This window comes from Pseudomonas flexibilis (assembly GCF_000806415.1).
In the GTDB taxonomy this organism is placed as follows: domain Bacteria; phylum Pseudomonadota; class Gammaproteobacteria; order Pseudomonadales; family Pseudomonadaceae; genus Serpens; species Serpens flexibilis.
On record NZ_JTAK01000001.1, the window covers coordinates 501554 to 523978 of the forward strand.

Annotated in this window: 16 protein-coding genes; 7 read left to right on the top strand and 9 right to left on the bottom strand. The window is 67.6% G+C overall.

Going from position 1 to position 22425, the window contains the following annotated elements:
• Positions 1–136: 136 nt before the first annotated feature.
• The 7 genes from betB to PT85_RS02495 form a co-directional block, all read right to left on the bottom strand.
• The gene (gene betB / locus PT85_RS02465; RefSeq protein WP_039562695.1) at positions 137–1609 is read right to left on the bottom strand and encodes a betaine-aldehyde dehydrogenase; all 1473 of its coding nucleotides are present in this window, start codon (positions 1607–1609) and stop codon (positions 137–139) included.
• 17 nt (positions 1610–1626) lie between these two features.
• Positions 1627–2466, bottom strand: a complete 840-nt coding sequence (locus PT85_RS02470; protein ID WP_027591673.1) for a glycine betaine ABC transporter substrate-binding protein — start codon at positions 2464–2466, stop codon at positions 1627–1629.
• A 23-nt stretch (positions 2467–2489) separates the two neighbouring features.
• Complete coding sequence (locus PT85_RS02475; RefSeq protein ID WP_027591672.1) at positions 2490–3434, bottom strand: choline ABC transporter substrate-binding protein; 945 nt, start codon at positions 3432–3434, stop codon at positions 2490–2492.
• A complete protein-coding gene (locus PT85_RS02480; protein WP_027591671.1) occupies positions 3431–4330 on the bottom strand; it encodes an ABC transporter permease in 900 nt (299 codons plus the stop codon). The genes PT85_RS02475 and PT85_RS02480 overlap by 4 nt, the downstream gene beginning before the upstream one ends.
• Positions 4327–5529, bottom strand: a complete 1203-nt coding sequence (locus tag PT85_RS02485; protein WP_039562697.1) for a quaternary amine ABC transporter ATP-binding protein — start codon at positions 5527–5529, stop codon at positions 4327–4329. The genes PT85_RS02480 and PT85_RS02485 overlap by 4 nt, the downstream gene beginning before the upstream one ends.
• Before the next feature lie 818 nt (positions 5530–6347).
• Entirely contained in the window at positions 6348–7109 is a 762-nt protein-coding gene (locus tag PT85_RS02490) for an SDR family oxidoreductase (RefSeq protein ID WP_039605835.1), read from the bottom strand.
• A gap of 77 nt (positions 7110–7186) precedes the next feature.
• Positions 7187–8113, bottom strand: coding sequence for an alpha/beta hydrolase (locus PT85_RS02495; RefSeq protein ID WP_039605836.1), 927 nt, complete (start codon positions 8111–8113; stop codon positions 7187–7189).
• A 388-nt stretch (positions 8114–8501) separates the two neighbouring features.
• Here PT85_RS02495 and PT85_RS02500 point away from each other — a divergent pair, with 388 nt between their 5' ends.
• From PT85_RS02500 to PT85_RS02520, 5 genes are all read left to right on the top strand, one after another.
• Positions 8502–9458 (top strand): lipase family alpha/beta hydrolase, encoded by a 957-nt coding sequence (locus tag PT85_RS02500; protein WP_027591667.1) that lies wholly within the window; start codon positions 8502–8504, stop codon positions 9456–9458.
• Positions 9459–9602: 144 nt separating this feature from the next.
• Positions 9603–10658, top strand: coding sequence for a lipase secretion chaperone (locus PT85_RS02505; protein WP_052237583.1), 1056 nt, complete (start codon positions 9603–9605; stop codon positions 10656–10658).
• A 150-nt stretch (positions 10659–10808) separates the two neighbouring features.
• Positions 10809–11153, top strand: a complete 345-nt coding sequence (locus tag PT85_RS02510; RefSeq protein WP_027591666.1) for a ribonuclease E inhibitor RraB — start codon at positions 10809–10811, stop codon at positions 11151–11153.
• 57 nt (positions 11154–11210) lie between these two features.
• Positions 11211–13814 (top strand): LuxR C-terminal-related transcriptional regulator, encoded by a 2604-nt coding sequence (locus PT85_RS02515; protein WP_139182046.1) that lies wholly within the window; start codon positions 11211–11213, stop codon positions 13812–13814.
• Between the two features lie 122 nt (positions 13815–13936).
• Positions 13937–16684, top strand: coding sequence for a peroxidase family protein (locus tag PT85_RS02520; RefSeq protein ID WP_039605837.1), 2748 nt, complete (start codon positions 13937–13939; stop codon positions 16682–16684).
• Between the two features lie 280 nt (positions 16685–16964).
• On the opposite strand, the gene gspD is transcribed toward PT85_RS02520, so the two are convergent.
• Complete coding sequence (gene gspD, locus PT85_RS02525; protein WP_039605838.1) at positions 16965–18884, bottom strand: type II secretion system secretin GspD; 1920 nt, start codon at positions 18882–18884, stop codon at positions 16965–16967.
• Positions 18885–18887: 3 nt separating this feature from the next.
• On the bottom strand, positions 18888–19553 hold the full coding sequence (locus PT85_RS02530) for a type II secretion system protein N (RefSeq protein ID WP_052237585.1): 666 nt from the start codon (positions 19551–19553) through the stop codon (positions 18888–18890).
• 170 nt (positions 19554–19723) lie between these two features.
• Here PT85_RS02530 and gspE point away from each other — a divergent pair, with 170 nt between their 5' ends.
• Both gspE and xcpS read left to right on the top strand, forming a co-directional pair.
• Entirely contained in the window at positions 19724–21208 is a 1485-nt protein-coding gene (gene gspE, locus PT85_RS02535) for a type II secretion system ATPase GspE (RefSeq protein ID WP_027590718.1), read from the top strand.
• Positions 21209–21211: 3 nt separating this feature from the next.
• Positions 21212–22423, top strand: a complete 1212-nt coding sequence (gene xcpS, locus PT85_RS02540) for a GspF family T2SS innner membrane protein variant XcpS (protein WP_039605839.1) — start codon at positions 21212–21214, stop codon at positions 22421–22423.
• Positions 22424–22425 lie beyond the last annotated feature (2 nt).

Here is a 22425-nt window from a genome sequence, read left to right on the forward strand (position 1 = left end):
CGGACCCTGTAGGAGGGGCTTTAGCCGCGATGCTTTTCGGGTGTAGGGCGGACAGCGCTCTTCTGTCCGCCGATGGCGTCCGACCGAGGCCGCACAACGTTGTCCGCCCTACACCGCAACGCTCGCGGCCACGGGTTCAGTCGAACGGCGACACGAACTCGCCCAGCTCCACCTGCACCGACTTGATGCGCGTGTAATGGGCCAGCGCGGCCAGGCCGTTCTCGCGGCCGATGCCGGAGTGCTTGTAGCCGCCCACCGGCATCTGCGCCGGGGACTCGCCCCAGGTATTGATCCAGCAGATGCCAGCTTCCAGGCGGTGGATCAGCCGGTGCGCGCGGGCCAGGTCGGGGGTCACCACGCCGGCGGCCAGGCCGTAGTCGGTGGCGTTGGCGCGGCGGATGACCTCTTCTTCATCGTTGTAGCCGAGCACGCACATCACCGGGCCGAAGATCTCCTCGCGCACGATGCGCATGTCGTCGCGGCAGGCGCTGAAGATGGTCGGCGCCACGTAGGCGCCCTCGGCGAAGGCGCCTTCACGCACCCGGCCGCCACCGACCAGCACGCGCGCGCCCTCGTTCACGCCGCTGTTGATGTGCTCCAGCACGCGCTCCATGTGGGCGAAGCTGACCAGCGGGCCGAAGCGGGTGGCCGGGTCCAGCGGGTCGCCGGGCTGGATGCGCAGGGTGCGCTCCAGCAGCTTTTCCTCGAACGCGCCCTGCAGCTCGCTCGGCACGAACACCCGGGTGCCGTTGGTGCACACCTGGCCGCTGCTGAAGAAGTTGGCGGCGATGGCGATGTCGGCGGCGCGGTCCAGGTCGGCGTCGGTGCAGACGATCAGCGGCGACTTGCCGCCCAGCTCCAGGGTCGTTTCCTTGAGCGTGGCGCCGGCGCTGGCCGCCACCTTGCGACCGGTGACGGTGCCGCCGGTGAAGGACACCTTGGCGATGCCCGGGTGCTCCACCAGCCACTGGCCGACCTCGGCGCCGCTGCCGTTGAGCACGTTGAACACGCCGTCGGGCAGGCCGGCCTCGGTGTAGATCTCGGCCAGCTTCAGGGCGGAAAGCGGGGTGACTTCGCTGGGTTTGAAGATCATCGCGTTGCCGGCGGCCAGGGCCGGGGCGGACTTCCACAGGGCGATCTGGATCGGGTAGTTCCAGGCGCCGATGCCGGCCACCACGCCCAGCGGCTCGCGGCGGGTGTAGGCGAAGGCCGTGTCGCGCAGCGGGATCTGTTCGCCTTCGATGGCCGGGATCAGCCCAGCGTAGTACTCCAGCACGTCGGCACCGGTGACGATGTCCACGCTCCGGGTTTCCGACAGCGGCTTGCCGGTGTCGAGGGTTTCCAGCAGCGCCAGTTCATCGTTGCGCTCGCGCAGGATGTCCACGGCCCGACGCAGGATGCGGGCGCGCTCGAAGGGGCCCATGGCCGCCCAGATCTGCTGGCCCTGGCGGGCGCTGGTTACGGCCTGCTCGACGTCGTCGCGGCCGGCGCTGTGCACCCGGGCCAGGATTTCGCCGTTGGCCGGGTTGATGGATTCGAAGAGGGTGCCGGAGGTCGCCGCGACCGGGCGGCCGGCGATGTAAAGCAGTTGTTCGCCGAAGCGGGGCATGGGGGCTCCTTGAGTCATCACAACCACTGCGCCACGCGCTCCGGGTTCTGCTCCACCCAGGCGCGGGCGGCATCGGCGGGCTTGGCGCCGTCGCGGATGGCTAGCATCACCGCGCCGATTTCCTTGTCCTGCCAGGCGAACTTCTTCAGGAACGCGGCCGCCTCGGGGGCCTTGGCGTGCAGGCCGGGATTGACCGCGTTGTGCACCTGCTCGGCATCGCCGAACACCTTCTTCGGGTCGTCCAGGAAGCGCAGCTCCCACTTGGCGGTCATCCAGTGCGGAATCCAGCCGGTGACCACGATGGGCTTGTTGGCCTGTACGGCGCGCGCCAGGGCCACGGTCATCGCCGGGCCGGAGCTGGCCATTAGGTTGAGGTCCAGGTCGTAGGCCTTGATGGCGTCCTCGGTGCGACGCATCACGCCGGCGCCGGCGTCGATGCCGGTGACCTGGCCGCGCAGGTCCTTCCTGATGCTGTTCAGGTCAGCGATGGACTGCACATTCATATAGGTGGGCACCAGCAGGCCGATGCGTGCGCCGCTGTAGTTGACGCCCAGCAGCTCCACCTTGTCCTTCAGGCGCGCGTAGTACTCGCCGTGGGTGGCCGGCAGCCAGGCGGAGAGGGTGGCGTCCAGGTCGCCGCGCGCCACGCCCTGCCACATGATGGCGGCTTCCACCGCCTTGAGTTCCACCGGATAGCCGAGCTTGCTGCGCAGGATCTCGGCCGCCACGTGGCTGGTGGCGACGCTGTCGTCCCAGCCGTTGACGTAGCCGAAGGTCAGGGTGGGCTTGTCGGCGGCGTGCGCGCCGGCGGTCAGGCCGAGGGCCAGGGCGGCGGTGCAGAGGATTTTCTTGAGCATGGGAAGTCTCCTTGTCGACAGCCTTACAGGCCGATGTGCCGGCGCACGGCGCTCAGGCCGTCCTCGCCGGTGAAGGTGGTGACGCCGTCGAGCCAGCGCTCGAGGATGGCCGGGTTGGCCTTCAGCCAGGTGCGGGCGACCACCTGCGGGTCCTGCTTGTCCAGCACCTTCTCCATCAGCTGGCTTTCGATCTCGACGCTGAATTGCAGGTTGTTGAGCAGTCGGCCCATGTTCGGGCAGCGCGTCTCGTAGTCCGGCGGCACCACGGTGAACACCTTGGCGGCGCCATGGTCCGGACCGAACACGTCGTCGCCGCCATCCAGGTAGGTGATGTCGAACTGGGTGTTCATCGGGTGCGGCGCCCAGCCGAGGAACACCACCGGCTTCTTCTGGCGAATGGCGCGCTGAACCTGCACCAGCATGCCGGCCTCGCTGGATTCCACCATGCGGAAGCCGCCCAGGCCGTACTGGTCGTTGTCGATCATCTGCTGGATCAGCAGGTTGCCGTCGTTGCCCGGCTCGATGCCGTAAAGGCGGCCGCCCAGCGCGTCCTTGAAGCGGGCGATGTCCTGGAAGCTCTTCAGGCCGGCCTCGGCGGCGTAGGTGGGCACCGCCAGGGTGTACTTGGCGCCGTCCAGGTTGGGGGTGGGCAGTACCTTGATGCCGTCGTTCTTCAGGAACGGCTCCACGATACTGTCCATGGACGGCGCCCAGTAGCCGAGGAAGGCGTCGATCTGGCCGTTCTTCACGCCGGTGAAGGCGATCGGTACCGAGGCCATCACCTTGCGGGGCTGGTAGCCCAGCCCTTCACTGAGGGTCATGGCCACGCCGGTGGTGGCGGCGATGTCGGCCCAGCCGATTTCGGCGAAGCGCACCGGCTGGCAGCTGGCCGGCTCGGCGGCCAGGGCGGGCTGGGCGAGGGCGGCGCACAGCAGGGCGGCGCCGCTCAGGGTGAGGCGGTTGTTCATGACGGTTCCTGTGTCGTGGAGCGGGAGGTGAACAGGCGATCGAACCAGGCGCGCAACGCGCCGCGCGCCGGACGTGGGGTGCCGAAGCTTTCGGTGATGCGGTCGAGAATGATCGCCAGCAGCACCACGGCCATGCCGCTTTCGAAGCCCAGGCCGATGTCCAGGCGCTGGATGCTGGCCAGCACGTCGTTGCCCAGGCCGCCGGCGCCGACCATCGAGGCGATGATCACCATCGACAGCGCCATCATGATGGTCTGGTTGACCCCGGCCATGATCGACGGCAGCGCGTTGGGCAGCTGCACCTTGAACAGCAGTTGGCGACGGTTGCAGCCGAATGCCTGGCCGGCCTCCACCAGCTCGCGGTTGACCTGGCGGATGCCCAGGTTGGTCAGGCGCACCGCCGGCGGCATGGCGAAGATCACCGTGGCGAGGATGCCCGGCACGCGGCCCAGGCCGAACAGCATGGCGGCGGGAATCAGGTAGACGAACGCCGGCATGGTCTGCATGAAGTCCAGCACCGGGCGGATGATGGCGGCCACGCGGTCGCTGCGCGCCGCCCAGATGCCAAGCGGCACGCCCAGCAGCAGGCTGATCAGCGTGGCCGAGAAGGTCAGGCCGAGGGTGACCAGGGTCTGCTCCCAGAAGCCGGTCAGCAGGATCAGAGCGAAGGCCACGGCGGTGAACAGCGCGAAGCGCACGCCGATGCGCCACAGGCCCAGTGCTACGAACAGTGCGATCAGCAGCCAGGCCGGGGGCAGCATCAGCAGCGCTTCGATGCCTTCGGAAAAGCCGCTGACCACCTGACCGGCGCTGTCGAAGGCGCCACCATGGTTGTCCAGCAGGTTCTGCACGCCGTCGTTGATCCAGCTGCCGAGGTCGAGGGTCTTGTCGCTCATGCCTGGCCCCCCTTCAACTGGGTGAGCACGGCGGTCTTGCTGATGGCGCCGCAGTAGTTGCCATCTTCATCGACCACTGGCACCGGGCCGGGGCTTTCCACCAGGCGCTCGATCACCTGTTCCAGCGAGGCGTCGGCGGGCATGGGATCGACACTTTCCAGCGATTCGCTGTGCACGCGCGCGCCCTGGTCTTCCTGGACCAACTGCGCGGCCTGTTCACGGCTGATCACCCCACGCAGGGTATTGTCCTCGTCGATGACGATGCCGAACGCCTTGTTCTGCTCCTCCAGGGTACGGCACACGGTGGACGCCCGGGGCGCCTTGCCGTTGTGCACGAACATCGGCACGTCATCGCTGGTCAGCTGGCCGGCGGTCAGGTAGCGGCTGGTATCCACGGCATCGAAGAAGTTCCGCACATAGTCGTTGACCGGGTTGTCGATCAGCTCCTGGGGCGTGCCGACCTGGATCAGCCGGCCGCCTTCCATGATCCCGATGCGCGTGCCGATGCGCAGGGCTTCTTCGATGTCGTGGGAGACGAACAGGATGGTGCGCCGGTGCTGGCGTTGCAGTTCCAGCAGCACGTCCTGCATTTCGCGGCGCTTGAGCGGGTCGAGGGCGGAGAAGGCCTCGTCCATGATGATCAGCGAGGGGTCCACGGCCAGCGCGCGGGCCAGGCCGACCCGCTGCTGCATGCCGCCGGACAGCTCGTGAGGGAACTTGTCGGCGAAGGGGGCCAGGCCGACCTGTTCGAGCACCGCCATGGCGCGGGCTTCGCGCTCGGCGCGGGGCTCGCCGGCGACTTCCAGGCCGAAGGCGGCGTTGTCCAGCACGCTGCGCCCGGGCATCAGCGCGAAGGACTGGAACACCATGCTCATGTCGCGGCGGCGCAGTTCGATCAGTTGCGCCTCGGGCAGGGTGGCGATGTCCCGGCCGTCGATGAACACGGCGCCGGCGCTGGGTTCGACCAGGCGGTTGATGAGGCGGATCAGGGTGGACTTGCCTGAGCCGGAGAGGCCCATGAGCACGAAGATCTCGCCTTCCTGGACACTGAACGAGACGTCGCAGACGCCGATCACGTTGCCGGTGTCGGCCAGGATGCGGTCCTTGTCATGGCCCTGTTCGAGGAGGCGGATGGCCTGCTTTGGGTCGGGGCCGAACACCTTGAACAGATGTTCGACGACGATTTTTCCATGCGACATGGAAAGGCTCCTTTGGCTATCTCCCTTCATCCAAGGCCTGGCGCGCGGCCATGGATGGTCGCCGGGACACGACACACGGCCGGCCCGCTGGCGAGGGCATGATGAATGGGGCTGGCAAGACGAGTGCGCGACAACAAGACACGGCGGATGCAGAACGTGCGGCCACGTTGCGCAACTGTGCCAGTCCCCTCGAAGTGTGCGGTTTCAATGTTTCTTGCCATATTCGAATGTTCTTCGAGTGGGGCAGAACGAAATGAAAACGTCAGGCGTCATTAATTCTTGAATAACTTGACGCTCTATTCTCGCGATCAGGGTCCGCTCGCTTGGGGCTGAATATTTCACCCTGTGCAAACAGTGTGAATGGACCTCGATCCGATCGAGCTGCGAAACCTTAACAGAAGGGTTGGGGGGCTGGTCAACCCTTGGAAGCCGCGCCTGGCGCGGTTCTGGCTTGCATACTCCCCCTGGAGGCCAGGTATCACGGGGGCTTCGGGAAAATCGAAAAAGTTCAGAAAATTTCGTGGGCGGAGCAACTTGCGCGGCGTTCGGGAGTGAATCTGGCGAGAGGGATGGGCGGGTTCAGGTGGGTTTTTTGTCTTCGAAGAGGTCGTGCGCGGTAGTTGCGGCTTGGAGAAGATTTTGGAGTTTCCAATCTTATTCAGAACGCAACTTCCATGAGCCAGAAGACTATTCCGCGCGGGTACATTCCATTCAATTGCAGGTCCCGTCGGTGCAGTTGCGGCTGCTCTGTGGACACCGCCTCGGCGGCCAGGAAAAACGCTGACCGCCGTTGCGCACGCTGCCCTGGGTTGCCCGCTTCAGGCCCGGCTCAGCCAGCCCATCACCAGGCGATTCATCCAGGCCGGGGCCAGTTGGCCGCTCAGGTACAGCAGGCGGAACTGCCAGCCCACCGGGCGGTGCACGGTCGGTCCATGGGCCTGTTGCCAGGCGGCCTGGGCAATCTGCTCGGCATTCAGCTTCACGCTCAGGCGCCGCATCACCGGCGGGGTGAAGCGCTGGCTGGCGACCATCGGCGTGGCCACGAACAGCGGCATCAGGTCGCCGACGCGAATGCCGTGCTCGCGCCATTCCAGCTCCAGCGCCTCGGTCAGCCCGCGCACCGCGAACTTGCTGGCCGAGTAGCTGGCCATGCTCGGCACGCCGTATTGCGCCGAGGCCGAGCTCATGTTGATCACCTGGGCGTTGGCGGTGCGCTTCAGGTAGGGGAAGGCGGCATGGCACAGGTTGAGCAGGCCGAGCACGTTGATATTCAGGGTGCGCACGTGCTCCTCCAGGGCCAGCTCGGCGAACGGCCCGCAGCGCAGGATGCCGGCGCCGTTGAACAGCAGGCGCAACTGGCCGTCATGCTGGGTGCAGAACGCTTCCAGGGCTTCGCGCACCGCGTCGGCGTCGGTGACGTCCAGCACCTGGTGCCAGGCGCCGCCCAGCTCCTCGGCCAGCGCGGTCAGCGCGCCCCGGTCGATATCCAGCAGGCCCACGCTCCAGCCCTGGCGGTGAAACAGCCGCGCGGTGGCGGCGCCGATACCCGACGCCGCGCCGGTGATGAGGATGTTGTGCATGTTGGCGGTCCTTTCTTGTTGTTATGGGTCAGCGCTTTCCTGGCCGCCGGCGGTGGACAAGGAAAACGTTGTCCACCCTACGGGTTGGCCAGGAACTCCGCTACCCGCTGCACCGCCAGGTCGGCGACGTCCAGTACGCCGACATGGGCCTGGAACACGTGCCAGCAGCCGGGATAGCGCTCCAGGCGCACCGCCACGCCGGCGCCCTGGGCGCGTTCGGCCAGGCGCAGGCTGTCGTTGAGCAGCACCTCGTCCTCGCCCACCTGCAGCAGCAGCGGCGGCAGGCCGCTGAGGTCGGCGAACACCGGCGACAGCGAGGGCTTGTGCGGATCGCTGCCGGGCTGGGCGGTCAGTGCGCGGGCCTGTTCGATCCACGGCAGGCTGATCATCGGGTCGCCGGCCGGCGGCCGATGGAGCTGCTCGAAGCTGAGGTCGGTGACTGGCGAGAAACACACCAGCGCGCGGGGCAGCGGCTGGCCGCGTTCCTTCAGTTCCAGGGCGGTGGTCAGCGACAGATGCCCGCCGGCCGAGTCGCCGCCGAGGATGATCTGCTCCGGCCGATAGCCCAGGTCCTGCAGCGCCTGGTAGGCGGCCAGGACGTCGATCAGCTGGGCGGGATAGCGGGACTCCGGGGCCAGGCGGTACTCGATGGCGCAGACGCTCAGGCCGCACTGCCGGGCCAGGGCGCCGCACAGGGCGCGGTGGGTGGCCGGCGAGCCCAGCAGATAGCCGCCGCCATGCAGGTACAGCCAGACCTGGCCGTTGTCCTGCGCCGGGCGATGCCACTCGCAGGGAATGCCGCCCAGATGGCCCGCAGTGCGGGTCACGCCGCGCGCCGGTAGCGTGAGGCTGGTCAGTGCGCGCAGCACCGCGCGTTGCCCGGCGATGGGCATGCCCGGACGGATCAGGCCACGGAACAGCAGGCGCAGGCTGGTGCGCAGGACGCGGGTCAGCAAGCGTTGTGCGGTGCCGGGCGGACGGGGCAGGTCGACGTAGGCAGTCATGCAGAAGCTCCAGGAACGTGAGTGAGAACACGGTAGCCTGCCTGGCCGCCGGTTACCGATGCGCCGTTCGCAATGAGGCCTGGTTTCGTAACGAGCGGTGTCGTGCCATGCCCCTACCTTCGTTGGGCTCGTGCCAGGCGCTGCGGCGGCGCCGTCGCAAACGTTACGCCCGCCGGAGCCTCTCGCGGCCCGGCATGCGTTCCCCGTTGTAACAGGCCAATCCTTGGGTGGGTCGGCTGCCGGGGGGGTATCCCGGATGCCAGAGCGTTCGGCCGAAAGGCACGATGACTGGCATGGAACCTGCCATCTCCCCACGGCTGATGTGTACAGCCCCGTTGCGGGGAGGCCATTGCACGCTGCGCCTCACATCAACTGCTGCGAGATTGCCATGAAGAAGACCACCACCCTGCTGGCCCTGGGCCTGGGGGCCTGTCTGACCACAGGCGCCGCCCACGCTTCACTGCTCGACAGACTGTTTGGAACATCCGACTACACCAAGACCCGTTACCCCATCGTGCTGTCCCACGGCATGCTCGGCTGGGACAGCATGCTTGGCATCGACTACTGGTACGGCATTCCCGGTGCGTTGCGCAGTGGCGGCGCCAGCGTCTACACCACCGAGGTGAGCCAGCTGAACACCTCCGAAGTGCGCGGCGAGGAACTGATCGAGCAGGTCGAGGACATCGTCGCCCTGAGCGGCAAGCCCAAGGTCAACCTGATCGGCCACAGCCACGGCGGCCCCACCGTGCGCTACGTGGCGGCCATGCGCCCGGATCTGATCGCCTCCGCCACCAGCGTCGGCGCACCGCACACCGGTTCGGACCTCGCCGACTTCCTCAAGCTGTTCCCGGACGGCTCGCTGACCCAGACCATCGTTTCCGAGCTGGTCAACCAGATCGGCAAGATGATCCATTTCCTCTCCGGTAGCCCCAGCACCAACCCGCAGGACTCCTTGGGCTCGCTGGAGTCGCTGCACAGCGAAGGCGCCGCGCGCTTCAACGCCAAGTTCCCGCAGGGCATGCCCCTCAGGAAATGCGGCGAGGGCGCCTACAAGGTCAATGGCGTGAACTACTACTCCTGGAGTGGCACCAGCCCGCTGACCAATCCGCTGGATCCCAGCGACGGGATGATGGGCGTGGCGTCACTGACCTTCATCGGCGGCGAGGCCAACGACGGTATGGTCGGGCGCTGCAGCTCGCACCTGGGCAAGGTGATTCGCGACAACTACCGGATGAACCACCTGGACGAGGTCAACCAGTTCTTCGGCCTCACCAGCCTGTTCGAGACCGATCCGGTCACCGTCTACCGCCAGCATGCCAACCGTCTGAAGAACGACGGCCTCTGACCCCCGGAGGGGCCGGGGACGGCCCCTTCGCTTCGCGAAGGAGATACCGATTCGTTGACCGTCTTCAGCCAGCATGCCAATCGCCTCAGGCTGAGGGCTTGCAAGGCCCGGACTCGCCGCTCGCCACAACCAGGGAAGGTGCTTATGAAGCGTGTGCTGATAGTCGTGCCGCTGGCTGTTCTGGTCAGCTATGCCGGCTTCCATTATCTCGGGCGTTCGTCCGCAACGCCGGCGCCATCGCCGCGCCTGGAATGGGCTGAGCCGCGGGTGTCGGCCCCCGTGGCGTCGCCGCCGGATCCGGCTTCAGCGCCATCGCGCACTGCCGAGGCGCTGCTTGCCAGCCTGCCGCCGTCCTTTCGCGGCACCGAGGTGGATGGCGGCTTCGAGGTGGATGCGGCGGGCAATCTGATCGTTACCCAGGAGGTTCGCCACCTGTTCGACTACTTCCTGGCCGCCATCGGCGAGGAGCCGCTGGAGCGCACCCTCGAACGCCTGCGTGACTACATCGACGCCAGCCTGGCAGCACCCGCCCGCAACCAGGCACAGGCGCTGCTCGAACAGTACCTGGACTACAAGCAGCAACTGGCCCAGCTGGAACAGGAGCTGCCGCAGCTGGCCACGCTGGATGGTCTGCGCAGCCGCGAGGCTGCCGTACAGGCCCTGCGCGCCCGGGTGTTCAGTGCCGAGGCACACCAGGCGTTCTTCGCCCGCGAGGAAGGTTTCAATCGCTTCAGCCTGGAGCGCCTGGCCATTCGCCAGAACCCCGATCTGGACGATGCGGGCAAGGCGCAGGCCATCGACCGGCTGCGCGCCGGACTGCCCGAGGCGCTGCATGCGCATGTGCTGCCGCAGTTGCAGCAGGAGTTGCGCGTGCAGACCGAACGGCTCGGGCCTGACGCCACGCCTGCCCAGGTTCGCCAGCTTCGCCAGCAACTGGTGGGCGCCGAGGCCACCGCACGCCTGGAAGTGCTGGATGCCCAGCGACAGCAATGGCGCCAGCGCCTGAAGGACTACCTGACCGAGAAGCAACGCCTCGAAGCGCACCCCGGACTGAGCGGCGCGGAGCGCGAGGCCGCGTTGCAGCGGTTGATCGAGGAGCGCTTCGACGAACGCGAGCGTCTGCGCCTGGACGCCGCCGAGCGGTTGTTGCACGCCCGTGAAAAGATGGAAGGCCGCGCGCAGGCCGGCCTGGACGGCTAGGATCAATGGACGGCTTCGGTCTGCTTCTCCAAAGCCGTTGGCACAGAGCCCGCCGGCACCTGCCCGGTCTGGTAGCCGGGCGAGGTGCGAGCCTGTCACGTATGGGCCTCTGCGGTGCGACAGACGATCGATCGAGAGGAGCGTTCAGTCATGGGCAAGACCTTGCACGAAGATGTCAGCAATACGGTTCTGCGTCGCATGAAGGAAAGCGGGTTCGACTTCGCGCGCGTCCATCCCATCGAGTTCTACGCCATCTTTCCCGACGAGGACGGGGCACGCCGCGCGGCGCGCAACTTTCGGGGAGAGTCCCTCAATGCCCAGGTCAGCGCGCGCAGCGATGGTTCCTGGAACTTGCAGGTCAGCAAGGTGATGTTCGCCACCCGCGCCGGTATCGGCGATTTCGAGCAGGGGCTGGAGGACCTGGTCGAGCCGCTGGGTGGCGTGCTGGATGGCTGGGGTGTGACACAGGAGCTGGCCGCCGCCAAGTCGGACTGAAAGACCGCGCCGCCGTAGCTTCGGCTTGCGGCGGCGCGCGTCCCTCGGAGTGTCTGCATGGAACGCCATGACGGGGCCGCAGGAAGCGCGCCATTGATATTCCGCGAGCGTCTCGTCCTGCTGCTGGAACAGGGCAGGCGGGTGCCGCTGACCCTGATGCTGGCACCGCCCGGCGCCGGCAAGACCACCGCGCTGCGGCAGTGGCTCGAGGGCCCGGGCGACGTGCGCAAGATCTACCACCCCGTTCCCCGGCGCGACGACGAGCCACGGCGCTTCTTCCGCGGCCTGCTCGAAGCGCTGGAGCGACAGGTCGAGGGCTTGGCCGTTGGCGGAATGATCGGGCGCGTACTGCGCTTGGCGCCGGCCGCACTGGGGGAGTGGCTGGCGGTGCGCCTGGCGCGTAGTCCCGAGCCCCTGTGTCTGATCCTCGACGACTTTCAGCACATCGGCGACGCTGACGTCCTGGCCGGACTGGCGGCCTTGCTGGAGCGTCTGCCCAGCCACGTGCGGGTGCTGATCGCCAGCCAGGTGCGGCCGGATCTGCCCCTGGTGCGCCTGCAGGTGACCAACCGCGTGCAGCTTGTCGACGCCGCCGACCTGGGCTTCTCGGCAGAGGAGGTGTGCGAGCTGCATGAGCGGCTGGGCGGCAGCCGGCTGGACGAGCAGGCGCTCGCCAGCCTGCTGGCAATCACCGAGGGCTGGGCCACCGGCGTCGCGTTGGCATTACGTCTGCGTGCCCTGCAGGGCGATGCTGTGCCGGCGCGCTTCGATGGCAGCCATGCGGGTATCGCCGCGTTCTTCGACCAGGAAGTGCTGCGCGGCCTCCCGGACAGCTGTCGCCAGTTGTTGATCACCTCGGCGGTGTTCGAGCGTTTCGACGGCCCCGCCTGCGATGCCGTGCTGGGCTCCCAGGGTGCCGCCCGGCAGTTGGAACGCCTGGCGGTACGTCAGCTGTTCCTGCTGCCGCTGCCCGAGCCCGGCTGGTACCGCCATCACGCGCTGCTGCGCGATTTTCTCGCCGGCCGCCTGGCTATCGAACAGCCTGAACGGGTCGGCGACCTGCATGGCCGCGCCGCGGCCCATTTCCTGCGCAGAGGCGAATATGAACAGGCCGTGAGGCATGCCTGGCAGAGCGCCGATGACGCGCTGTTCCAGTCCGTGCTGAGCACCTGTTGCGGGGCCTGGCTGGCCAGCGGCGAGTTCGCCGCCATCATCCACTGGCTGGGGCGGCTCCCCGAAGAGCGGCTGCGCGGCGACCCGCGCCTGCTGCTGTGCCTGGTGGAGGCACTGACCCTGTCGAGGCGTTTCCACCAGGCCAGCTACCACCTCGCCCAGGCGTGCGCGCTGTCCGCCGATCCGGCCAGCCTGCGCTGCCTGGCCTTCTACCTGCAGCTGTTCCAGCAGGACTGCCACTTCGTGCCCGAGCCCAACTGGGAACGCCTGACCGACACCGAACAGCCGTTGGCCCTCCGCGCCCGCGCCCTGGTGATAGGCGCCTATCACCATTTGCTCGGCGGCCGGCTGGCGCGCGCGTTGCGTTTCGCCGTGCAGGGCAAGGAGCTGCTGGCCGAAGCCGGACTGGCGTTCCTGGAAAGCTACGCCGATCTGGTCATCGCCCTCTGCCACCGCCAGGCCGGTCGGGTTGCCCAGGTGCGCCGCGAGGTCAGTGCGGATTTCCAACGCACCGATCCCTCTCGGCCGGCCTGGGTCAACCGGGCCACGGCCATGGTGGTGGCGCTGTATGAGCAGAATCGCCTGGAGGCCGCCGAACCGCTGTGCGAACAGCTGCTGGCGCGGGTCAGCGCGTCGTCGGCGACCGAGGCCATCGCCACGGTCTATCTCACCCTGTCGCGGCTACTGTTCCGCCGCCAGGCCCACGAGCGGGCGAGCCGTCTGCTGGAGCAACTGGCGGGCCTGCTGCAACTGGGGCAGTACACGCGTTTTTCCAGCCAGTTGATCCAGGAGCAGGCACGCCAGGCCTGGCTGTCCGGGCGCACGGCGCTGCTGGAAAGCCTGGTGCGCCGCTACCGGCTTGACGTGGCGCTGGCCGAGGGCAGCTGGGAGCGGGTGCGCGAGCATGACGAGTGCTGGGAGCGCCGCGGGCTCGCCGTGGTGTACTGGCTCCAGGCGCGCGGCCAGCACGGCCGCGCCGAGCGGGTGCTGCGGGTGCTGCTGGAAGCGCTGCGGCGTGGCGAGCTGCGGGCGCGGCAGCTGATCGTCGAGGCCAACCTGCTGACGCTGCTGGCGCGCCAGCACGACGACGCCGAACAGTTGAGTGCGCTAGTGCGCCTGGTCGAGGAGTACGGGCTGGTCACCATCAACCGCTCGGTGTTCGACGAGGCGCCGGGGTTCGGCGAAGGGGTGTTCGGGCTGCTCGATGCGACCGGGCTGGACATCCCCGAACGCTATCGGCAGCTGTTCGGCGAGTTCCTGGCCCCCCGGCCGCCGGCGCAGCGGCCCTGGCTGGCCGGCCTGCTCACCGGCAAGGAAGTGGAGATCTTCGACTGCCTGCTGCAGGGACTCTCCAACACCGAGATCAGCGTGCGGACCGGCATCGCCCTGTCCACCACCAAGTGGCACCTGAAGAACATCTACGCGAAGCTCAACGTGGCCAACCGCACCGAGGCGATCCTCTGTGCGCGGCCGCGCTCCGTTTCCTGACGAGCTGCAGGCCCATGCGCCCTTTCCCCTCCCTGGGGAGGGGGGCAGCCCCTGGCCTCCCTTCCTAAGCTGGTGCCGCCGAACCGCTCGGCACCACACAATAAAAACAAGGGAGATACTGCATGTCCGTCTGGGTAACATGGCCAGCCCTCACCAAGCTGGGAACGCTAGGCATCTTCGCAGGCCTGATCACGCTCGCGATGGAGCGCGAGGCGCTGTTCGAAAACAACCTCATCGACGTAGAAAACTACGAGCGCCACAACGCCGATATCACCTGCGACCCGCGAAGCGAGATCGCACGTACCGAGGACGGCACCTGTAACATCCTGTCCAACCCATCCGAAGGTTCCGTGTACATGCGCTTCAGCCGTAACGTCGGCCTGAGCGCGGCACACGCCGAAACCGACACGCTGCTGACACCCAACCCGCGAGAGGTCAGTAACGTCCTGATGGCGCGCGACGAGTTCAAGCCCGCGCCCAGCCTCAACTTCATCGCCGCTGCATGGATCCAGTTCATGATCCACGACTGGTTCGACCACGGCCCGAACGCCGAAGCCGATCCGATTCAGATTCCGCTGCCGGCCGGCGACCCGCTCGGCTCCGGCACCATGTCGGTACGCCGTACCCAGGCCGACCCTAGCCGCACCCCGGATGAAGCCGCCCTGCCGCAGACCTTCCGTAACCACAACACCCACTGGTGGGACGGTTCGCAACTCTACGGCAGCAGCAAGGAAGCCAGTGACAAGGTCCGTTCCTTCGTGGATGGCAAGCTGAAGATCGATGCCAACAACCGCCTGCCCCGCGAGTTCGTCAGCGGCAAGCCGGTCACCGGCTTCAACGAGAACTGGTGGCTGGGCCTGAGCATGTTGCACCAGCTGTTCACCCTGGAGCACAACGCCATCGCCGACCGGCTGAAGGCCCGCTACCCGGACAAGGATGACCAGTGGCTGTACGACAAGGCCCGTCTGATCAACTCCGCGCTGATGGCCAAGATCCACACCGTGGAATGGACGCCGGCGGTGATCGCCAACCCGGTGACCGAGCGCGCCATGTACTCCAACTGGTGGGGCCTGCTGGGCCAGGGCGGCCCGCGTAGCGATTTCCAGGAGGAAGTCCGCAAGCTGCGTGAGGACCTGGCCAAGTCCGACTCCTTCATCACGCGTATCCTAGGCTTTGACCCGAACCTTTCCGACGGCGTGGGCAACAGCGCCATCGACCACGCTCTGACCGGCATCGTGGGCTCGGCCGCCACCAACAACTACGGCGTGCCGTTCAGCCTGTCGGAGGAATTCGTCGCGGTTTACCGCATGCACCCGCTGATGCGCGACAACATCGAGGTGTATGACATCGGTTCGAACCTGGTTTCGCGCACCATTCCGCTGCAGAACGCCATCGACCGCGAGGCTGAGAACCTGCTGGCCGCCGAGCGTCCGGAGCGCCTCTGGTACTCCTTCGGCATCACCAACCCCGGCTCGCTCACCCTCAACAACTACCCGGGTTTCCTGCGCGACCTGTCCCTGCCGCTGGTAGGCAACGTCGACATGGCGACCATCGATGTGCTGCGTGACCGGGAGCGCGGCGTGCCGCGCTACAACGAGTTCCGCCGCCAGATTGGCCTGAATCCGATCACCAAGTTCGAGGACCTGACCAAGGATCCGGAAACCCTGGCCAACCTGAAACGCCTGTACAACAACGATATCGAGCAGATCGATGCATTGGTCGGCCAACTGGCCGAAACCGTGCGCCCGGATGGCTTCGCCTTTGGTGAAACCGCCTTCCAGATCTTCATCTCCGCAGCCTCGCGCCGCCTGATGGCTGACCGCTTCTACACCCAGGACTACCGCCCCGAGGTCTACACCCAGGAAGGTATCGACTGGGTCGAGCACACCACCATGGTGGACGTCCTGAAGCGCCACAATCCCCAGCTCAACAGCAGCCTGGTGGGCGTTGAGAACGCGTTCAAGCCCTGGGGCCTGAACATCCCGGCGGACTACGAGAGCTGGCCGGCGGCCAACAAGATGGAGAACCTCTGGGTCAACGGCGCCCTGCGTACCCAGTACCAGGACGGCGAACTGCCCCCGCTGGTGCCGGTCGATGTCGGCGGCCTGATCGGCTCCATCCTCTGGGACAAGGTGAAGAAAAATAGCGACGTCGCGCCGGTTGGCTACTCCAAACCGATCCACCCGCATGGGGTGATGGCCAAGGTGCGTTTCGTGCCGACTGCCAACAACGGCTATACCGGCCTGTTCGCCAGCGGTTCAGACCATAGCCTGCTGCGCCTCTCCGTTACCGGCGATCCGGCCGATCGCGGCTTCGCGCCGGGCCTGGCCTGGAAAGCCTTCGTGGATGGCCAGCCGTCGAAGAACGTCTCGGCGCTGTACACCCTGTCCGGCCAGGGCGGCAACTACAACTTCTTCGCCAACGAGCTCTCGCAGTTCGTGCAGACCGAGGCGAACGAAACCCTGGGCACCACGATCCTGTTCTCGGCGGTCACCCTGAAGCCGACCCTGCTGCGGGTCGACGACATGGCCAAGGTCAAGCAGGACGGCAGCGCTGTCAGCAGCCCCAAGGCGCCGACGCAGATCTACTTCGTGCCGCGCGCCGAGGTGAAGTCGCGATTCGCCAGCACGCCGCACGATTTCCGCGAGGATCTGCTGAGCATCGAGGAAGGCACCAAGGTGTATGACGTTTACGCCACCTCGACCGAAATCAAGACCTCCATCTTCCCGTCGCTGAACCAGCGCTACGCCAACGAGCGTCGCAGCAGTGCCCGGAAGATCGGCGAGATCGAGCTGGCTTCGCCCTTCATCGCCTCGGCCTTCGGCGACACCGGTGTGTTCTTCAAGCACCAGCGTCACGAAGACAAGTAACGCAACAGGCGGTACCACAAGCCCCGGCAATGCCGGGGCTTTCTTATGGGCGGCCTTTTTGGGTGAAACGCGCCGGCTGGCTACATGGACTGGTAGGAGCGACTTCGGTCGCGCGGCTCCCACAGGAGCACGCCTACAGACAGCGGAGCCAGGCGAAGCCCCCCAACCTGGCCGGCTGCACGGATCCGTGGGAGCGACTTCAGTCGCGAGCTTCTGGCCTGGGCCCGCATAAGAGCATCGCGGCTGAAGCCGCGCCCAGCGGGCCTGGCGAGGTTTGCGGTTACTGCCGCAGGTCCACCGGCCGCTCGCCCAGGCCATCGAACAGGAGGTGCTCGCTGGGCGGCAGCACGGCGTTGCGGCCGTCGTTGCCCAGCACGCGGATGTCGCCGTACTTGCGACCTGACAGCGCCGCCAGGCCGGCGGCATCGCGGACCACGCTGGGACGCAGGAACACCATCAGGTTGCGCTTGACATGCGTGTCCTTGGTGGAGCGGAACAGGCGGCCGAGCAGCGGGATGTCGCCGAGCAGCGGCACCTTGGATTCGCTGCGCGTCACGTCGTCCTGGATCAACCCGCCGAGCACCACCACCTGGCCGTCCTCGGCGAGGATGGTGCTCTTGATGGCGCGCTTGTTGGTGATCAGGTCGACCGCCCGCGCAGTCAGGCTGGCGCTGGGTGCGATGGAGGAAATTTCCTGCTCGATCTCCAGGCGCAGGGTGGCGCCTTCGTTGATGTGCGGGGTGACCTTGAGGGTGACGCCGATGTCCTGCCGCTCGATGGTGGTGAACGGATTACCGGCCCCGGAGGCATCGGTGGTGTAGGAACCGGTCTGGAAGGGCACGTTCTGGCCGACGAGGATTTCCGCGCGCTGGTTGTCCAGGGTCAGCAGGCTGGGCGTGGACAGCAGGTTGCTCTTGCTGTTCGACGACAGCGCGGTGATCAGCGCGCCGAAACTGTCGGTGCCCAGGCCGATGATGGCGCCGTCCGGCAGGCTCTCCGGCACGCTTTCATCCTGCAGGCTCTGCAGCAGGGAGCCGACCGACAGGCCGGTATTGGCGAAGTTCACCCCGCCGAGCCCGCCGGTGCTGCCGCGCGCATCGATGGCCCACTGCACGCCCAGGGCGTCGGCGATATCGCCGGACACCTCGACAATCGCCGCCTCCACCAGTACCTGGGCGCGCGGCACGTCGAGCTGGCGCACGACGTCCTCCAGGGTGTTCACGGTTTCCGGTTCGGCCAGCAGGATCAGTGCGTTGAGGCTTTCGTCGGCGCGGATCAGCATGTTGTTCGGGCGGCTGGCGGCGCCACCGCCGCCTTCCGGGCTGGCCATGCCTGCCGCCAGTTCGCCGAGGGTGGCGGCCAGGGTCTTGGCGTCGTTGTGGCGCAGACGAATCACCCGGGTGTTGGCCGAACGCACGCTGGGCGTGTCCAGCGCCCGGGCCATGGTGGCCAGCTTGGCGCGCGCGGCCGGCGGGCCCAGCAGGATCAGGCGGTTGGTTCGCCCGTCGGCGATCACCTGGGTGCCGTTGGCGCCGCCGGCCTGGCCCCGGGCGATGGCGGCGTTGAGGGTTTCCGCCGCGTCCATCACCCAGGCGTGCCGCAGGTTGAGCACGCTGTAGTCTTTCTCGTTCTTCTGATCCAGCTGGCGGATCAGCTCCTCCAGACGGGCGATGTTGGCGCGCCGGTCGCTGATGATCAGCGCATTGCTGCTGGGCACGGCCGCCAGGTGGCCGTACTGCGGCACCAGCGGGCGGATCAGCGGCAGCAGCTCGCTGGCGGCGTTGTGCTGCACCTGGATCAGACGGGTCTCCAGCTGATCGGCCAGCGCCGCCGGCGCGCCGGCTTCGGCCTTGGCGTCGGCGTTGGGCACGATGCGCGCCTGGTCACCCTGGGGGATGACGGTGAAGCCGTGGGTGGACATGACCGAGAGAAACAGCTGGTAGGCCTCCCGGCTCGACAGACGCGCCTGGGAGACCACGCTCACCTGGCCCTTGACGCGTGGGTCGACGATGAAGGTTTCCCCGGTGATCTCCGCCACCTGGTCGATGAACTCGCGGATGTCGGCATCCTTGAGGTTGATGGTCCAGTATTCGGCGGGCGGGCCATCCGCGACGGCGGCTGTCTGGGCCATGGCGGACAGGGAAAGGAACGAAGCCAGCAGCAGGCCGGCCAGGCGGAGGGCGAGGGGAGAGCGCGGCATCGGTCAGTCGCTTTGCGTGGGGGAGTCGGTAGGAGGCGGAAGCACATCAGCCTCGGCGGTGTTGCCCTGGATGCGCTGGCGCAGGGTGGCCATGCGTTCGCGCAGCTGTCTGAAGCGTTCTTCCTGCAGCATGGCCAGCTGTTCGCTGCTGGCGGCCGGGGCCTCAGCCGCTGCCGAGGCGGGAACGGCTGAGACGCCGCTGCCGGCCAGCGCCTGTCGGCGGCGGGGGAAGGGCAGGGTTTCCAGTTTTCCGTTGCGGTCGATTTCCACCCGGTCCGGGTAGACCGCATGCAGGCGCACGCCCGGCTCCAGCTGGCTGTTCACCGTCTGGCGCCGGGCCGGGCCGCCATCGCGCTGGATGATGGCGCTCGAGCGCGCCGGGTCCGGATGCACGAAGCTGCCATGCAGGGTCAGGCGCAGGGTGGTGGCGGGCGGCGCCACCGGTGCGGCGCGCGGCGGCAGGCCGAACAGGTTGGCCAGTTGTGGCGGCGCGACGCTGGTGATCGGCGCCTGCGGGCGGGGCAGTGCGACCACCGGCTCGCTGCGCAACAGGTTCAGCCAGGCGCTGCCGCGCCAGGCCAGATGAACGGCGGTGCCCAGCAGCAGGACGATGGCGAGCAGAAGCGGGGCCTGCAGCGACCACCAGTGCGCATTGCCGAATCGGGACAAGAAAGGCTCCCTGCACGTGTTCTTGTTATGGGTCCGTGGGTGGCGAATCGAGCATAGACGGCCGTCGTAGAGCGACAAGCCGAACTTTGGGCGAGTCGCACGGCGGTGCGCGAACGGGCGGCGAAAAATCGTCTAGAACCTATAGGCCATGCCTGTCGAGGGACCGACCGATGACCCAGCCCGCACCTTCGCCGCCGCGCCGGCTGCCGTTCAGTTATGCCCGCCGGCATGGGGTGCTGCTGCTGGAGGATCCGCAGCCCGCTTGCCTGGGGTTCCGTCCCGGTGTCGAGCCGCTCGCCCTGGCCGAGGCCCGGCGCTTCGCCGGTCGCCGCTTGCCGTTGCGCCCGCTGTCTGCCGAGGAATTCGAACGCCTGTTGGCCGGCACCTACCAGCAGGATGCCAACTCCATGCAGCTGGCCGAGGACCTGGGGGACAGCCTGGACCTGGCCGCCCTGGCCGAGCAGGTGCCGGAAACCGAGGACCTGCTGGAGCAGGAGGACGACGCGCCGATCATTCGCCTGATCAACGCCATTCTCGGCCAGGCAATCCGCGAGAACGCCTCGGACATCCACCTGGAAACCTTCGAGAAGCGCCTGGTGGTGCGCTTCCGTGTCGACGGCCTGCTGCGCGAGGTGCTGGAACCGAGACGCGAGCTGGCGGCGCTGCTGGTGTCGCGCATCAAGGTCATGGCGCGCCTGGACATCGCCGAGAAGCGCATCCCCCAGGACGGGCGCATCTCGCTGCGCATCGCCGGGCGCGAGGTGGACATCCGCGTGTCCACCCTGCCGTCGGCCAACGGCGAGCGGGTGGTGCTGCGTCTGCTCGACAAGCAGGCCGGGCGCCTGAGCCTGGCGCACCTGGGCATGAGCGAGCGCGACCGCCTGCGCATGGAGGAGACGGTGCGCAAGCCGCACGGCATCCTGCTGGTCACCGGCCCTACCGGCTCGGGCAAGACCACCACCCTGTACGCCAGCCTGGTCACCCTCAACGACCGCACGCGCAACATCCTCACCGTCGAGGACCCCATCGAATACCACCTGGAAGGCATCGGCCAGACCCAGGTGAATCCCAAGGTGGACATGACCTTCGCGCGCGGCCTGCGCGCCATCCTGCGCCAGGACCCGGATGTGGTGATGGTCGGCGAGATCCGCGACCGGGAAACCGCCGAGATCGCCGTACAGGCCTCGCTCACCGGCCACCTGGTGCTGTCCACGTTGCACACCAACAGCGCCGTGGGGGCGGTCAGCCGCCTGGTGGACATGGGCGTCGAGCCATTCCTGCTGGCCTCGTCGCTGCTCGGCGTGCTGGCCCAGCGCCTGGTGCGCGTGCTCTGCCCGGAATGCAAGGAAGCCATCACTGCCGACGAGTCGGCCTGCGCGCTGCTCGGCCTGGAGGCGCAGCAGGCACCGGTCATCTACCGCGCCTGCGGTTGCGCCGCCTGCAACCAGCAGGGCTATCGCGGGCGTACCGGCATCTACGAGCTGGTGGTGTTCGACGATGTCATGCGCACCCTGGTGCACAACGGCGCCGCCGAGCAGGAGCTGATTCGCCATGCCCGCCGGCTCGGGCCGGGCATTCGCGAGGACGGCCGGCGCAAGGTGCTCGAAGGCGTGACCACGCTGGAAGAGGTCCTGCGGGTGACCCGCGAGGAATAACCGATGGCCGCTTTCGAATACCTGGCCCTCGACACGCGGGGCCGTCAGCGCAAGGGCATCCTGGAAGCCGACAGCAGTCGCCAGGTGCGGCAGATGCTGCGCGAACGGGAACTGGCGCCACTGGAGGTCAAGGCCGCGCGGGCCCGCGAGGCCAGCGGCAGCGGCTGGCAGCTGGTGCGTGGCCTGTCGGCGCGCGACCTGGCGCTGCTGACCCGCCAGTTGGCCACCCTGGTTCAGGCCGCGTTGCCGATCGAGGAAGCGCTCGGCGCGGCCGCCGCCCAGGCCGGCTCGGCGCGCATCCAGGCCATGCTGCTGGCGGTGCGCGCCCGGGTGCTGGAGGGCCATAGCCTGGCGGAAGGTCTGAAAGCCTTTCCGGCCGCCTTCCCCGAGCTGTATCGCGCCACGGTGGCCGCCGGCGAGCACGCCGGCCATCTCGGGCCGGTGCTCGAACGTCTGGCCGACTACACCGAGCAGCGTCAGCAGTCGCGACAGAAGATCCAGTTGGCGCTGCTGTATCCGCTGATCCTGCTGATCGCCTCGCTGGCCATCGTGGGTTTCCTGCTGGGTTACGTGGTGCCGGACGTGGTGCGCGTGTTCATCGATTCCGGGCAGACGCTGCCGGCGCTGACCCGTGGGCTGATCGCGGTCAGCGACGCCGTGCGCGCCTGGGGCTGGCTGGCCCTGCCGCTGCTGGGCGGCGCGCTGTTCGCGGCGCGCCGGGCGCTGCGCGACGACGCGCTGCGCCTGCGCTGGCACCGCCTGCTGTTGCGCCTGCCGCTGGTCGGCGGGTTGCTGCGCACCGCCGAATGTGCGCGCTTCGCCTCGACCCTCGCGATTCTCACCCGCAGCGGCGTGCCACTGGTGGAGGCGCTGGACATCGCCGGCCAGGTGATCGGCAACCGGCTGATTCGCGGCGAGGTGCGCGAGGCGGCGCGCAAGGTGCGCGAGGGCGGCAGCCTGACCCGCGCCCTGGAGGCCACCCGCCAGTTCCCGCCGATGATGCTGCACATGATCGCCAGCGGCGAACGCTCCGGCGAACTCGATCAGATGCTGGCGCGCACCGCTACCACCCAGGAAAGCGACCTGGCCGCCCGTGTGGCGCTGCTGGTCGGCCTGTTCGAACCCTTCATGCTGGTGTTCATGGGCGCCACGGTGCTGGTCATCGTGCTGGCGATCCTGATGCCGATCCTCTCTCTCAACCAACTGGTGGGCTAATC